This is a genomic window from Flagellimonas oceanensis (assembly GCF_003992595.1).
GTDB classification, from domain to species: Bacteria; Bacteroidota; Bacteroidia; order Flavobacteriales; family Flavobacteriaceae; genus Flagellimonas; species Flagellimonas oceanensis.
Genome location: NZ_RZNA01000052.1, coordinates 277,322 through 291,557 on the forward strand (window position 1 = coordinate 277,322; position 14,236 = coordinate 291,557).

Genomic DNA, 14,236 nt, shown 5'->3' on the forward strand with positions numbered 1-14,236 from the left:
TTGGTTAACTTTGTGTAATACGTATTGTTGTTTGCATATATGAGCGAACTTGTTGAGATTGTTGATTCTTTGGAGAACAAGGTGAGCAAATTGCTTCACAAAATGGAGCTGTTGCACCAACTCAATGCCAAGTTAAAACAGGAATTGGAAGTCCAAAGGGATGAAAACAAAATTCAACAGAAAGCGCTCAGCGAATGGGAGGAGAAATACGACTCCCTGAAAATGGCAAGCACAATGCTGGGTAGTAATACTAGTAAAACAGAAGCTAAGCTCAAGATAAATACTTTGATTCGCGAACTTGATGTTTGTATAGCCAAGTTGGCGGATTAACTGGTACCGAGATTATGGACGAGAAGCTCAAAATAAAGCTTTCCATTGCTGATAGGGTATATCCTTTGACGATTGATCCCAAGCAAGAGGAAGGGTTGCGCAAAGCAGCCAAGAACATAGAAAATCTGGCAAAAAAGTTTGAGCAAAACTATGCCGTTCGGGACAAGCAGGATGTATTGGCCATGTGTGCTTTACAATTTGCTTCCAAAATTGAGCAAAGCGGAATAGATCGTTCCGAAGATGCGGAGGCTGCCATGCAGCGCCTCAGGGCATTGGACGAGTTGGTCCATTCCAAAATTGGGGAATAAGTTCTTTTAAATAAAATATTGTTACTGCCCACATTGGTAATTAATTTTTGACAAACTCAACACTAATATAATTAGAAAGGGTGAGTTTAGGCTGTAAAAGCAGGCCCTACTCGTATAGGGATCCTTGATCAGTCTGTTAGCCCTAAACCTGTATTTCGGAGTTTGTACAAAACTTCTTCTGATGTGGGCTTTTTTTTTAACTAAACACAATCTAAAGATGGATAATATCATATTAATTGTTGTCGCAGCTGTTGTAGGGCTGGCAATAGGATTCGGAATTGCCAAGATGATGGAGAAGGGCAAGGCATCCAAAACCATTGCCAATGCAAAGAAGGATGCGGCCGATATCATTAAAGAGGCCAAAAAAGAAGGGGAGGGCATCAAGAAGGATAAGATTTTTCAGGCCAAGGAGAAGTTTTTGGAATTGAAGGCGGAACATGAAAAGGTTATCATCAACAAGGATAAGAAAATCGCCGAGGCCGAAAAGCGTACTAGGGACAAGGAATCCCAAGTGAGCAGCGAATTGGCCAAGAATAAAAAGCTGAACGATCAGTTTCAACAGAAAATAAAGGATGTCGAGTACAAAAGTGAGATACTCGATAAAAAACAGGCCGAGGTCGAAAAGCTTCACAAGAGCCAAGTCCAGCAGTTGGAAGTGATTTCAGGACTTTCCGCTGAAGATGCAAAGGCACAATTGCTGGAGTCGTTAAAAGAGACCGCCAAGAGTGATGCCATGGCATATCTTCAAAATACTTTGGAAGAAGCAAAGCTTACCGCACAACAAGAGGCCAGAAAAATCGTGGTCAATACCATCCAGCGTATCGGAACCGAAGAAGCAGTGGAAAACTGTGTGTCGGTATTCAATCTGGAATCCGATGATGTCAAAGGACGAATCATTGGTAGGGAAGGTAGAAACATCCGTGCTTTGGAATCTGCTACCGGAGTTGAGATCATTGTCGATGATACCCCGGAAGCCATTATCCTCTCCTGTTTTGATTCCGTGAGGAGGGAAGTGGCAAGATTGTCCCTGCACCGACTGGTAACAGATGGACGAATCCACCCAGCTCGTATTGAAGAGGTGGTAAAGAAGACCGAAAAGCAAATCAACGAAGAAATTGCAGAGATAGGTAAACGTACTGTTATTGATCTGGGCATCCATGGATTGCACCCAGAGTTGATCAAAGCGGTGGGTAGAATGAAGTATCGTTCGTCTTACGGACAAAACCTTTTGCAACACTCCAGAGAGGTGGCCAAACTTTGCGGTGTGATGGCTGCGGAATTGGGGCTCAACCCTAAACTGGCCAAACGTGCTGGATTACTTCACGATATTGGAAAAGTACCCATGGCCGAGGTAGAAGTGGAGACACCACACGCAATCTTGGGTATGCAATGGGCACAGAAATATGGTGAAAAAGGTGAGGTTTGCAATGCTATCGGAGCCCACCACGACGAAATTGAGATGAACACTTTGATATCTCCGATTGTTCAGGTCTGTGATGCCATCAGCGGAGCAAGGCCAGGAGCAAGAAGACAGGTTTTGGACTCTTACATCCAACGATTGAAAGACTTGGAAGATATCGCTTTTGGTTTCAACGGGGTACAGAAAGCCTATGCTATTCAAGCTGGTAGGGAACTTCGAGTGATTGTGGAAAGCGAAAAAGTGAACGACGACAAAGCGGCCGAACTTTCTTTCGAAATCTCACAAAAAATACAGACCGATATGACCTATCCTGGTCAGGTAAAGGTTACTGTAATCCGTGAGACACGATCTGTAAACGTTGCTAAATAAGTAGTTGGAAAACTAGAAGTCCAAGGTGTTTAGCAAAATCCAATTTATTGGGATGTCCTGATATTGGGAACTGGACCTGTTCGTGGTATTGGTGGTGTTTTTTGACATGACCACAAGCCACATACCGTCGCCGTAAGTTATGGTGGTTATCGAATATCCTTTGTCCGCCCTTTCTTTGATCCAATTGAAGGGATACGCAGTTTCTGTTTTCCATGATTGTGCCCCTAGTTTGGAACCTTTGCTCATGGCGAGGGCCCAGACACCGTTTCCATAGGTAGCAGAAGTTATGGCGTAATTCTCGTTCCAATTGTCAATAATCCAATCCCTTGGAATATCGTAACTGGTCTTCCATTTTTGGTCGGTAAACCCGGTATTTTTGTTCATGGCCAAATACCAGTTTCCAGCCCCATACATTACCGAAGTGATTTGGTAATCTTCATTCCATTTTCCAATGACCCAATCCTTGGGAAAGGTATCCGATTTTTTCCAGGATTGTGGCTGTAAAGCTTTCCATTTGCTCATCAGTACAACGAACTGTTCTTTATTTTCATCATAATCAAAAGCGGATATGTTGAGGCCTTCGTCCCATTGCTGTTTGATCCATTCGTCAGGGAATTGATTCGATTTTTTGATTTTTTGTTCCGAGTAGGGGGCTTTGCTCGTGTTGTCCATTACGGCGACCCAAACCGATTCCCCATCCACACCATTGGCAAGTACGGTCACTGCATTGTCTTCCGTGGGATAGGATATTTCTCCTTTGTTCAAATAGATCAGCAATTGGAAAAGTGATTCCTCTTCTTCAAAATAGTCATCCAGATATCCCTTGGTCAGTGCTTTGGGGTTTAATTTTACCCAATAGAGCATTGGTTTCATGGATTCTGTAAAGTCTCCGCCTTCAAAAGCATTATCGTCAGCTGTATATGCTTCGTAAGATGCCCCATTTTCTTTTACATAAAAGTTGTCCGCACTATAAGTGGAGTTTGATGGTCCACGCACCATGTGTGCTTCGCGACCATCCAAATACTGGTCTGTGGTACCATCCGCTTTTATGAAGTTTTTGTAAGAGCAAGCGTAAGTGGCCAGTTTATCCGCACCATTGGCATAATACTTTACGCGTACCAGGGCTTCGTTTTCCTCATAGAAAATAACAAGGGCGGTATACTTCACATCTCCGCTGACCCAACTGGTCTCGTAATAGTTTTGCGAATATCCGGAAATGGCAGCGCACAAAATCATTAGGGAAACTAAAAGGTTTTTCATAGTGGTTGGTTGGTATGGTGTTTTGATTCTAAAGATAAAAATGCCACCAAAATGAAGAAAAAACCAAAAAAATGCGGTGTATGGTCAAAAAAAGTTGTGAATACTTGCTTTTAATCATAAATCGACCCTTCTAATTCTTGATGTGAAGTACTGTGAGCTGACAATTATCATACTTTTCCAGGCGGGATAAGGGTAATTTCATTGAAGGAATTGTTAAACTACTTGAGTGATGAAAAATGGTGTGCCCGTTTCTAAAATAATGACCAAAAAGTTGGTCACGCTTACAACTAAGGATGATTTGGTAACCGCCGAACGGCTTTTTAAAAAGCATCATATAAGACATATTCCCGTGGTGGAAGGCTCATCCATTGTAGGGATGTTGAGCTACACGGATCTATTGCGAATCAGCTTTGCTGATGCCGTGGACGAACATGAGGAATATGTGGACACCATTGTTTACAATATGTTTACCATACCTCAAGTTATGGTCAATGACGTTGTAAGTGTAACATCCAAGACTTCTATTGGGGATGTGGCACGTTTTCTTTCAAAAAGAGAGTTTCATGCATTGCCTGTAGTGGATAATGGCAAACTTGTGGGGATTGTTACCACTACGGACTTAATCAACTATTTACTGGAATGCATTGAGCCTTGAACTGGAAAGAATGCAAAGGGCCGCCCTAATTGGCGGCCCTTTGATTTTATATGATGAATTGATCTTTATTCCTCTTCGTTGCTCTCGTTTTCCTCTTCCTCGGATTCCTTGTTGAGCTTGTGCTCGAGAATGTTGAGTTTCTTCATCTTCTCTTTCCAAGTTTTAAGGGCCTCTTTTTGCTTGTTCAAGTTGTTGACAACTTCTTTTACCAATGGATTGCCCTCGGTATCACCTGAGAAGAATTGAAGATTGTTCTCCAATTGACGGATTTCGGATTTTACCTCGTCGATTTTGCGTTTGACAAAAAGGCGTTCGTTGCCGATGGCGTAATTATCCTCGGTTTTGGCCAATTCCTGAACTTTGTTGCCGTATTTGAGCAGTTCCGATTGTTGTTTGCCAACTCCTAACTTTTTGAAGAGCGCGTCCACAATTTTGTTGAACTTGCTGTTGATATGCTTCTTGTTATAGGGAATACGGCCATATTGTTTCCATTCGGCCAAAAAGGCTTTGATGTCTTCGATATCCTTTTTCTTGTTACCGCTGAGCTGAAACTCTTTCAAGCGGTCTAGACAGGCACTTTTCTTCTTGAAGTTTTCGAACTCTTCTTGGTGGGCCTCATTCTTTTCAGCATGCAGACGGTCAAAGTAATGGTTGCAGGCATCTTTGAACTCTTTCCAAATCTTATCGGAATACTTTCGGGGTACATGGCCAATCTTTTTCCAGTCCCGTTGTATGCGTTTCATTTGAGGGGTTACCTCGGCCCAATCGTCACTATCCTTTAAGGAAACAGCCAGTTCCAAGAGCTCTTTTTTCTTTTCCAGATTTTGCTGTTGCTCTTTTTTCTGGTTTTTATAGAAAGCGTTCTTGGTTCTATTGAATTTGCGGACGGTTTCCTTGAAATGGCTCCAGGTTTCCTCGTTTACCTTTTGGGGAACTCTTCCCGCTTTAAAGAACGATTCCCTGAGCGCTTCAACTTCTTTGATCTGTTGTTGGATCCCTCTGTGGTTGTCCGCAACATTTTCGGCTATTTTAGCAATGTTGGCAATGATCTCCTGCTTTTTCTCCAGATTCTTTTCGTAGGACTTTTCCAGTTCTTGGAAATGTTCTTGCCTACGTTGGTGCATGGCCTTGGTGGCATTGCTGAATTTTTCCCAAATCTCCTCGCGGTGTTCCTTGGCCACGGGGCCTATATCCTCTTTCCAGATTTTGTGAAGGGTCTGCAGCTCCCTGAAGGCCTTGTTCAAATCCGGCTCATCGACCAAAGCTTCGGCACGTTCCACCAATTTTTGTTTTTCTTCGAGATTGTGCTTAAAGTCAAGATCGCGCAATTCACGGTTAAGGTGGAGAAAATCGTAAAAGATTTCCATGTGGTGATGGTAGGTGCGCCAAACATCATTGTAATTGGCACGCGGGATTGGTCCGGCATTCCTCCATCGATTCTGGAGATCCTTGAAATTGTTGTAGGTGGTGTTGATGTCTTCCTCGATATCGATAAGACCTTTCAACTCCTCAATGATATCCAATCTTTTTTGAAGATTGTCCTTTAAGGACTGGTCTAATTTTTTGTAGTACTGGTCTCTTTTTTCCCGGTAATCGGAGTAGACTTCATTAAATTGTCTTTTGGATACGGAATTGTATCTGAAATCTATCTCGTTGCCACCCTTGGAGATGAACTCCTCTTTCTTTTCATCCAGAAAATCATGGAACTTTTGATCGAACTCATATTTAATGGAGCTCACATGCTTGTTGATGGCCTGTACTTTTTCGTTTTTGACCAATTTTTGCAATTCCCCAACCAAGTTTTCCATGGACATAGAGTGATAGTCCAACATGGGGATGGTATGACGCTTTTCGTTGTCTGAATCCTCTGCGTCCTCCGCATTGGATTCGTCGATTTCGTCTATGTGTTCGTTGGAGTCCTCTTTCTTTTCAGGATTTATTTCATCGCTCTTGGTTTCGGAAACCGCATCTTTTTCAGCTTGTTTTTCCTCTTCATTTTCAGGTGTGGCACTTTCGGAACCCTTAGGTTCGGCCTGAGTGCTTTCTTCCAAATGTCCTTTGGTGTTTTCCGATGTTTCCTCTATACCACCTTCAGCTTGCTGAAGTTTACGATCATTTTCCTGCATTCGTAGCTTATTTACCTATTGATTGATGAAAATTATAGCCAATTTAACAACTTAATTGTCTAATAGCAAAAGTATTGTTTCTTCTTTTTGGTCGGGAATATAGTTGTGTGGATCGGTGTAAACCCTATACCGATTGTCTTCTATTACAGGTTATTCCAGATTTCCCAAGCTTTTTCGGCCTGCTGTTCCAGCATTTTCAATCCATTGCAAATAGTGGCGCCATTGGCCTCTCCCATAGCCAGAAAACTGGTTTTTTCCGGATTGTAGATCAAATCGTACAATAAGTGGTCGGGACCAATATATTGATAGGGTAGCGCAGGTTTGTCCTCGATATTGGGATAGGTCCCCAAAGGAGTACAGTTGATGATCAAGGTATTTTTTTCTAGAATACTTTGATCTAGCTCATTGTAAGTATATTGCCCCTCTTTTTTACTGCGGGAAACATAGGTATTGGCAATGCCAAGTTCGTCCAGTACAAAACGAACCGCTTTGGAAGCACCACCCGTTCCCAAAATCAATGCATTTTTGTGATGTGGTTTTAAAAAAGGTTCCAGCGATTTTTGAAAGCCATAGGCATCCGTATTGAAGCCTTTTAAACCTTTCTCTGAAAATTGAATCGTGTTGACGGCTCCAATTTTCGCCGCTTTTTCATCCAATTCATCCAAAAAGGGGATGATATCCTGCTTGTAGGGAATGGTAACGTTGAGCCCCTTGAGATTGTCCTGGGCGAGCACGTTCTTGAACCCATCCATGTTTTGAATGTCAAAATTCTCGTAGCTGTGGTCTTTCAATCCCAAACCCTTGAATTTTTCAGTGAAATACCCTTGCGAAAAGGAGTAGGAGATGTTTCTACCGAGAAGCCCGAACCTGTTCATTTTTCTGTCTGTTGTTGCCATACCAATCCAAAATCAATAATACCAAAATCCCAATTAAAATAAAAAGGATGGCCCACCAGCTTTCCGCCTCTGCCATATCGGGTAGATATCTGGTGTAGTTCACTATAACTTTGTTCCCGTTGGAGTCCAATAATGTATTTCCTGTTGGGTCTATTTTAAAAATAGTCTTCTTCCAAGGCCAAAGTACACCCAGCGACCCGGTTATAAAACCTAATAGCACAGCTGAGGTTATGGCTTTAAAATGCTTTAACAAATAGCTCAGTAAATGAGAAAATGTAACCAATCCCGTAATGGAACCCAAGGTAAAGACCCCCAATATTTTTAGGATTTGGATTCGTTCCTCATTCTTCCAGAAGCTGAAGTCCCCAGAGAAAATCTCGGAAAAAGTATCGTAAAGGGCATTTACGGAGTCTACCAGGAGTAGGACGTAATTGCCCATCAAGATCAAAATAAAGGATCCAGAGAGCCCCGGAAGGGTCATACCGGATACACTGACGATTCCACAGAAAAAGATGAACAGTAGGTTGTCATTTTCTTTTGCGGGACTCAAAAAGCTAATGGAGACCCCGATGATCAAACCAATGAGCCCGGCCGGAATGGTTTTTTTGTTCCAAGGTGAAAAATCTTTGCCAATGTGATAGATGGAACCGATGACCATCCCAAAGAAGGTGGCCCAGACCAGTAGCTCATTATGTTCCAAGAAATAATCCAGAATTCGGGAAACACTGAAATAACTGACAAGCATCCCAAAAACGAGCAGTCCCAAAAAACGAGCGTTGGTGTATCGGAAAAAGCTTTTGAACCTCCCGTTGAACAAAAGTTTCAGGGCTTTGGAGTTCAGTTTTTGCAGGGAATAGATGAACTCTTCATAAAACCCAGCCACAAAAGCGACTATGCCACCGGAAACCCCTGGAACCTTATTGGCGGCACCCATACAAAGCCCCTTGATGACCAAGAAGAAATTGTCCAGAAATGTTCTAGGTTGATGCATGCGCCTAAACAGGTTTTACTTATTTTTTGGAAGCTAGTCTTTCCAGGATAAAAATAAGTGAAAAACCTAGGATGGCTAATACAATGGCCAGCATTAATTTGCTATCGCCCTGAAAAGCACCGGGAAGCACGTTCATATCATCGACGACAACGGTTTTTTCGCCAAAGGTTTTGGTCTCCAGCACTTTTTTCCATGGCCAAATTTTATTCAAAGACCCGAGAATGAATCCGGTCAAAAGCGCCAACGTGATGTTTTTGTAGTGATTGAACATCCATTTGAGCAGGCGAGCGAAGCTCAAAAGCCCGAAAATGGCACCAACTCCTACTGTTAGAATAATCTTGATGTCCCGCTCGTGAACAGCGTCCAGAATGGTTTTGTACGAACCCAATAACACCAAGATGAATGCTCCGGATATCCCGGGTAGAATCATGGCGCAAATCGCCAAAGCCCCTGAAAGAAATAGGTAGGGCAAACTGTCCACATTATCGTTGGCGGGCAGTTCGGTAATGAAAAATGCCAAGGCAGCCCCTAAAATGAGCACAACAATGGTTCCCATGGTCCATTTGGTAATTTCCTTTCCCACCATGAATATGGAGGCCACCACCAGACCAAAGAAAAAGGACCAAAGTAAAATTGGTTCGTTTTCCAATAACCAACTTAAAAACTTGGCCAGAGAAAGCACGCTTATAAAGATACCAAGGAACAGCGCAGCTAAAAAGTTGCCGTTAACTTTGTTCCAAGCGGCTTTTATGCCCTCTTTCCTTAAAATTTTGATAAGGGAGAGGTCTATGTTGTTGATGGAGGTAATGAGCTCTTCATAAATGCCCGAGATAAAGGCAATGGTTCCCCCTGATACTCCCGGTACTACATCGGCGGCCCCCATGGCCATGCCCTTTAGGGTAATGAATACGTAGTCCAGTATACGGCGTGCTTGCATGATTTTGGATAATGTGCTGGCTACTTTGCTGTTTTCCTGATTTTTGAAACCAGCGCTTTCACCCAATCTACTTCAATGAATTCAGGGAATTCTTTTTCAAACTGCTGCAATTTACCAATATCCAATTTCATAGCCTTGGATAAGATGCTTTTTGCTTCATCCAAGTCGTTATTTTTTAAATGGAGCCCCGCCAATTTATAAGTGAGTTCCGAATTATCCGGGTAAAATTCCAATCCTTGGATCAATACTTGGATGGCCGAGTTGTAATCGCCGATCTTGTTGAGCACTTCTGCCCAGTTTTTCCAAGTAACCAATTCATAATTGCCCAAATCCACGGCCTGCTTGTAGGCAAAGTCCGCTTCATCATAGTTGTTGAGCGCAAAATAAATCTTGGCAGCCTTTTTCCAATATTTAGGGTTCTCTCCATCAATATTTATGGCCTTGTTGATATAATATAGGGCTTTTTCATAGTTTTTCTGTCCAAAATGGAAATCTGTAATGGCCAACCATCCTTTATCCAACAAGGGGTCTTCATGAACCGTATGGTAGTAGTAATATTTTGCCAAATCAAAGTTGCCCAGTTTTTCATGACACTTTCCAAGTCTTAAAAAAGCATAGGATGTAGGGTCTTCGATGGATATGGTGGACTCGTAATTTTCGATGGCCTCGTTGTAGCGTCCCAATTTCTCCAGCACCTTGCCTTTTTCAAAATAGGCTCCGATAAAGGAATCATCCGAAATCACGGCAAAATCAAAAGCGGTCAAAGCTTCCAAATACAGTTTTTTGGCCAGGTACATTTTCCCCAATTGGTGCCATGCCACCTCGCAATAGGGGTTTCGGTCCAAATAATCGTTCAGGTAATAAATGCTTCCGTCAAAATCCTCTAAAAATTCAAAGCAGTATACCACATTGTAGAGCGATGAATAGTCCCTGTCATCAATCTCGACGCAACGCATAAAACTGAGTTTGGCCTGCTCGTAATCATCCATAAAAAGGTACTCCATTCCGAGGAGGGAATGAATGTCGAAGGAGTGGTCTGTAATGTCCAACGCCTCTAGCAATAGGTTCACAGCTTCCTGGTGTTTGTCCTGCTTAGATCGGATATTGGCCCGTTGGATGAATACTTCCTCATTGGCTGCGTTTATGGTCTGAATTTCATCCAGAAGCGTTTCCGCAGCTTCAAATTTGTCTTCAAACGCCAATACTTCCACCTGTAACAGTTTAAGCTCCATGGAATTTGGATGTTGTTCCAAACCAATTTGAATGGCTTTTTTGCCCAGGGATATTTTACCGTTGTTCAGGTAGTGGTGAATGATTTCCTCAAAGTCCTCCGCATCAAAGAAATAGACGTCATCCGTCTTGAGCATGGACTCAAATTTGTTTATGGATTTGTCAGGATATTCGTTGGATTCTAACGCCATAGGAACGTTTTTGGTTGAACTATGGACTTAAAATTAACCCTTTGAGGTGCTCTTCAAGTCCATTTTAGGGGTATGTTATCAACAAATTAGTTAACAGTATCGGATTTGTAGCTGTCCAAAATACTGAGGATTTGGTCGCAACCTTCCTCGATTTCTTTCATGGAAATGGTCAGTGGAGGCGATATCCGCACTGCTTTTGGTTCAAATAATAGCCAGAAAAGTATGAGTCCCTTTCTAGCGGCTTCAAGCACCAAATAATCGGCTACTTTCTTGCTCTCCATAATTGGTGCGAGCATTAATCCTTTGCCCCTTATTTCTTTTATCAATGAATGTTGCAATAATTTTCGGAACAGTTTTTCCTTTTCCAAGGTTTGTGGAATCAAGTCTGTTTCGGTAATTTCTTTTAGGGTTGCCAAACTTGCCGCTGCAATTACTGGATTTCCACCAAAGGTGGTGATGTGGCCAAATTTGGGATTATCCTTTAAATCGGCCATAAGTTCATGCGATGCCACGAAAGCTCCAACGGGAAGGCCCGATGCCATGCCTTTGCCAATAACTAAGATGTCGGGCGGACAATTAAAATGTTCAAAAGCGAACAGTTTGCCTGTGCGTCCAAAACCTGGCTGTATTTCGTCCAGGATCAATAAAGCGCCAACTTGGTCGCAGCGCTTTCGTACTTTTTCAAGGTAACCGTTTTTAGGAACGATAAACCCAGCGCCACCTTGAATGGTTTCCAAGACCACGGCAGCAGTTTTCTCGGTAATCTTTTCGATTTCTTCCTCAACATTGAATTGAATCGACCTGATATCCGGAATCAATGGACGGAATGCACTTTTGCGTTCTTCCATCCCCATTAGGCTCAGGCTGCCCATGGTATTCCCGTGATAGGCATTTTTTGCCGCAATCACTTGTGAACGACCTGTGTGCCTACGAGCCAATTTGATGGCGCCTTCCATGGCTTCCGTCCCTGAATTGACCAGATAGGTGGTGTCCAGGTTATCAGGAAGGAGGGAGGCCAAAAGTTTAGAGAATTCCACAGCTGGTTGTTGCACATATTCGCCGTAAACCATGACGTGCATGTATTCGTCCACCTGTGTTTTAATGGCATCCACTACTTTGGGATGGCAATGCCCTAAGCTGCAAGCTGATACGCCAGCCACAAAATCCAGATAGGCGTTGCCGTCTTGGTCGTAGATGTAGCTCCCTTTGGCACGAGAAACTTCCAAGGCCAATGGATGCGGGGAAGTTTGGGCTTGGTATGTGAAAAAATCGTTTTTGGACATTATGGGCTTTGCGCTTTCTTTTTAAGAACAGGCTTTTTGGGTTTTACCGCCTTGGTATTGGGTGCGTTTATGGGGTCGTTCTGGTTGCTCTGCCGCTCGTTTTCCTCTGCATCAATATCAATGGGATTTTCTATTCCCCGAATTTTGACCAGTTCAATGTTGTTGTCGTCTTCGTCAAATATTTCTTCTTTGGACATGATCCGTTCATCCCCACGCCAAACAAAGCCCTTCAATTTTCGACTTTCTACGGGCAGGTCTGTTTCTGGGAAAATATCCCCATCAGGATCAACAAAAAAGGTAATGTCCTCAATATCATTATCGGCCATTAGCAGGCGAATCTTACTACAGATGGTCTTATCTATTCCAATCAGCTCTTCATCATCGTTGTAGACATAGTAGATGACCTCCGTGTTTTGGACCAAATCAATGATTTTCAATTCATTTTCAATGAACTTGCCAAAAAGGTTCTTTCCTTTGGCTTGATTGTATCCAGTGCCGCTTATCGTATCCAATGAAATAATGAAGGCATTCTCGATTACCTTCAAGGAATCCAGCTTGTCGGTTTCCATATCGGAAATCAAATGAATACTGTCTCCGGTGATCTGGTTGTCCACATTCCATAAAATGGGGTCGGTGATCAATTGGGTAATACCTGTTTTTTCTTCGAAATGGATAGAATCGCATTTGCCACTCAAGTCCGTTTTGTAGAATTTGGCATTTCTAAAAGCCCTGACGATGCGTTCATCTTCTTTACCGGTGACCATCAAGGTGTCCCCATGCATGTAAAGTGAGTCTTTTTGCACCAGGCTGATGGAGACCGCCCTTTTGGTGGCAAAAACGGAATCTTTGGCCTTGTGGACTTCGGCATAGTGCGCTCTGATCACACCATTGTTGATGGTGTCCGTGATTTGAATGTTGTTGGTGGCCGAAGCAAACTCTGTGGCCTTATCAAAATAGAGACTGTCCCCCTCAATGATTTTGTTGTCGTAATCGATTCGGGTATTCTTTATGCCGTAGCCTTGCTCGATAGTGGTATCGTAAAAACCTCGCTCGCAATATATTTTGTATTCCTCGCCCGTAATGGTGGAAGGACCGTACATGTAAGCATTTTTGGAGGTGGTGTAGTAGTCCAATTGTTCCGAATCAATGATATAATCCAGGTTGTCTATGTGTACGTTTCGTTGGAACTGATACTTTTTTGGCGTCATAAAGTAAGTGCCCACTTTACTGGTAAGTACATTGGCGGAGTCTACCACCTTACCGCCTGAATTGTAGTAAGCCTGTTGCTTTTCCCTATCAAAATATAGGGTGTCGGTGGTCAATCGCATTTGACCATTGCTCAGGTCCACTTTTTCCCAGGCTTTGGCCAATCTGGTATTGCCATCATAATCCATTTTACCACTGTTCATCTCAATGGAGTCCCCCTGTTGCAAACGTATGTTTCCAATGGCTTTTAAACGGTTCTCCTCGGCATAAAAAAGAGCAATATCGCACCACAGGTCGGCTCCTTGGTGTTCAAACTGTACTTGTTGCTCATCGTCCTTGGTGAAAATGGATGCGCCAGGAAACTGAGTTTCATCTTTGGTGAACGTACCGCCGTAGACAATATTGATTTGCCGGCCACCTTCTGGCTGCTGTTCCTGGGCAACTATACTAAAAGTGATAAGGAATACAATGAAAAATGAAATGCTTTTCAAATTCACTAAATTTTGCCCAAAAGTAGGGTTTTTAACGGACGTGGCATACAGCCTTTAGAAAGCTTTGGGATTTCTAATCCAAGTGATTGCCTTTGTTTTTACTTCCCGCGTTTTAGGGTAAGGGTAATTTGCCCACAATGGTAGGTGTTGTGATAAAGGATATGTCCCAATAGCTTGGTTCTGGATATGGGACCAAAAAATGGGGTGTCCAAGGTTTCCATCCATTCTTTTTCGGATAGACTTTCAACGAGACCATCCAGTACTTTGTACCCATCGTCCACCAATTTTCGGCTTTCTTTTAGGTCATACACTTTGCCAGTGTCTTTTTCGCCCATGGTGGTATTTTTCACCTCGGTGGGAATGCCGAAGAATTGGGCAAGCAGGTGCATGATTTCCCCAATATGACGATATATAAACCCAACGGATGCGGTATCATCATTTAATTTCAGGGCACTGTTTTCCTGGGTGATCTCGTTGAAGGTAAAATCACAGGTTTTTCTGTTCTGTGCAATCAGATCTTCAAGAATATCCTTGGTCATATAA

Annotated in this window: 13 protein-coding genes and 1 other RNA gene; 5 read left to right on the forward strand and 9 right to left on the reverse strand. The window is 42.8% G+C overall.

The window, feature by feature from the left end; all coding sequences use genetic code 11:
- Window positions 1-39: 39 nt before the first annotated feature.
- The 4 genes from EO132_RS18600 (at window position 40) to rny (ending at window position 2,427) form a co-directional block, all read left to right on the forward strand.
- Complete coding sequence (locus EO132_RS18600; protein WP_127139306.1) at window positions 40-330, forward strand: hypothetical protein; 291 nt, start codon at window positions 40-42, stop codon at window positions 328-330.
- A 14-nt stretch (window positions 331-344) separates the two neighbouring features.
- A complete protein-coding gene (locus tag EO132_RS18605; RefSeq protein ID WP_127139307.1) occupies window positions 345-638 on the forward strand; it encodes a cell division protein ZapA in 294 nt (97 codons plus the stop codon).
- 54 nt (window positions 639-692) lie between these two features.
- Window positions 693-802, forward strand: a non-coding RNA gene (gene ssrS, locus EO132_RS18610) — 6S RNA.
- A gap of 53 nt (window positions 803-855) precedes the next feature.
- Window positions 856-2,427 carry a ribonuclease Y gene (gene rny / locus EO132_RS18615; protein ID WP_127139308.1) on the forward strand — a complete coding sequence of 524 codons (1,572 nt, stop codon included), beginning with the start codon at window positions 856-858 and terminating at the stop codon, window positions 2,425-2,427.
- A gap of 12 nt (window positions 2,428-2,439) precedes the next feature.
- Here rny and EO132_RS18620 read toward each other — a convergent pair whose 3' ends face one another.
- Window positions 2,440-3,687 (reverse strand): DUF7477 domain-containing protein, encoded by a 1,248-nt coding sequence (locus EO132_RS18620; protein WP_127139309.1) that lies wholly within the window; start codon window positions 3,685-3,687, stop codon window positions 2,440-2,442.
- Window positions 3,688-3,916: 229 nt separating this feature from the next.
- Here EO132_RS18620 and EO132_RS18625 point away from each other — a divergent pair, with 229 nt between their 5' ends.
- The gene (locus EO132_RS18625) at window positions 3,917-4,342 is read left to right on the forward strand and encodes a CBS domain-containing protein (protein WP_127139310.1); all 426 of its coding nucleotides are present in this window, start codon (window positions 3,917-3,919) and stop codon (window positions 4,340-4,342) included.
- A gap of 65 nt (window positions 4,343-4,407) precedes the next feature.
- Here the strand turns inward: EO132_RS18625 and EO132_RS18630 are convergent, their stop codons facing one another.
- From EO132_RS18630 to EO132_RS18665, 8 genes are all read right to left on the reverse strand, one after another.
- On the reverse strand, window positions 4,408-6,468 hold the full coding sequence (locus tag EO132_RS18630; protein WP_127139311.1) for a DUF349 domain-containing protein: 2,061 nt from the start codon (window positions 6,466-6,468) through the stop codon (window positions 4,408-4,410).
- A 143-nt stretch (window positions 6,469-6,611) separates the two neighbouring features.
- Entirely contained in the window at window positions 6,612-7,364 is a 753-nt protein-coding gene (locus tag EO132_RS18635) for a shikimate dehydrogenase family protein (protein ID WP_235856512.1), read from the reverse strand.
- Window positions 7,318-8,355 (reverse strand): DUF368 domain-containing protein, encoded by a 1,038-nt coding sequence (locus EO132_RS18640; RefSeq protein ID WP_127139312.1) that lies wholly within the window; start codon window positions 8,353-8,355, stop codon window positions 7,318-7,320. Before EO132_RS18640 ends, EO132_RS18635 begins: the two co-directional genes overlap by 47 nt.
- A 19-nt stretch (window positions 8,356-8,374) precedes the next feature.
- Window positions 8,375-9,292, reverse strand: a complete 918-nt coding sequence (locus EO132_RS18645; protein WP_127139313.1) for a polyprenyl-phosphate transporter — start codon at window positions 9,290-9,292, stop codon at window positions 8,375-8,377.
- A gap of 20 nt (window positions 9,293-9,312) precedes the next feature.
- Window positions 9,313-10,713 carry a tetratricopeptide repeat protein gene (locus EO132_RS18650; protein ID WP_127139314.1) on the reverse strand — a complete coding sequence of 467 codons (1,401 nt, stop codon included), beginning with the start codon at window positions 10,711-10,713 and terminating at the stop codon, window positions 9,313-9,315.
- Window positions 10,714-10,799: 86 nt separating this feature from the next.
- Window positions 10,800-11,996: an aspartate aminotransferase family protein gene (locus EO132_RS18655; RefSeq protein WP_127139315.1), complete on the reverse strand. Its 1,197-nt coding sequence runs from the start codon at window positions 11,994-11,996 to the stop codon at window positions 10,800-10,802.
- Complete coding sequence (locus tag EO132_RS18660; protein WP_127139316.1) at window positions 11,996-13,699, reverse strand: OstA-like protein; 1,704 nt, start codon at window positions 13,697-13,699, stop codon at window positions 11,996-11,998. The genes EO132_RS18655 and EO132_RS18660 overlap by 1 nt, the downstream gene beginning before the upstream one ends.
- 92 nt (window positions 13,700-13,791) lie before the next feature.
- On the reverse strand, window positions 13,792-14,232 hold the full coding sequence (locus EO132_RS18665; RefSeq protein ID WP_127139317.1) for a DinB family protein: 441 nt from the start codon (window positions 14,230-14,232) through the stop codon (window positions 13,792-13,794).
- Between the last annotated feature and the right edge of the window lie 4 nt (window positions 14,233-14,236).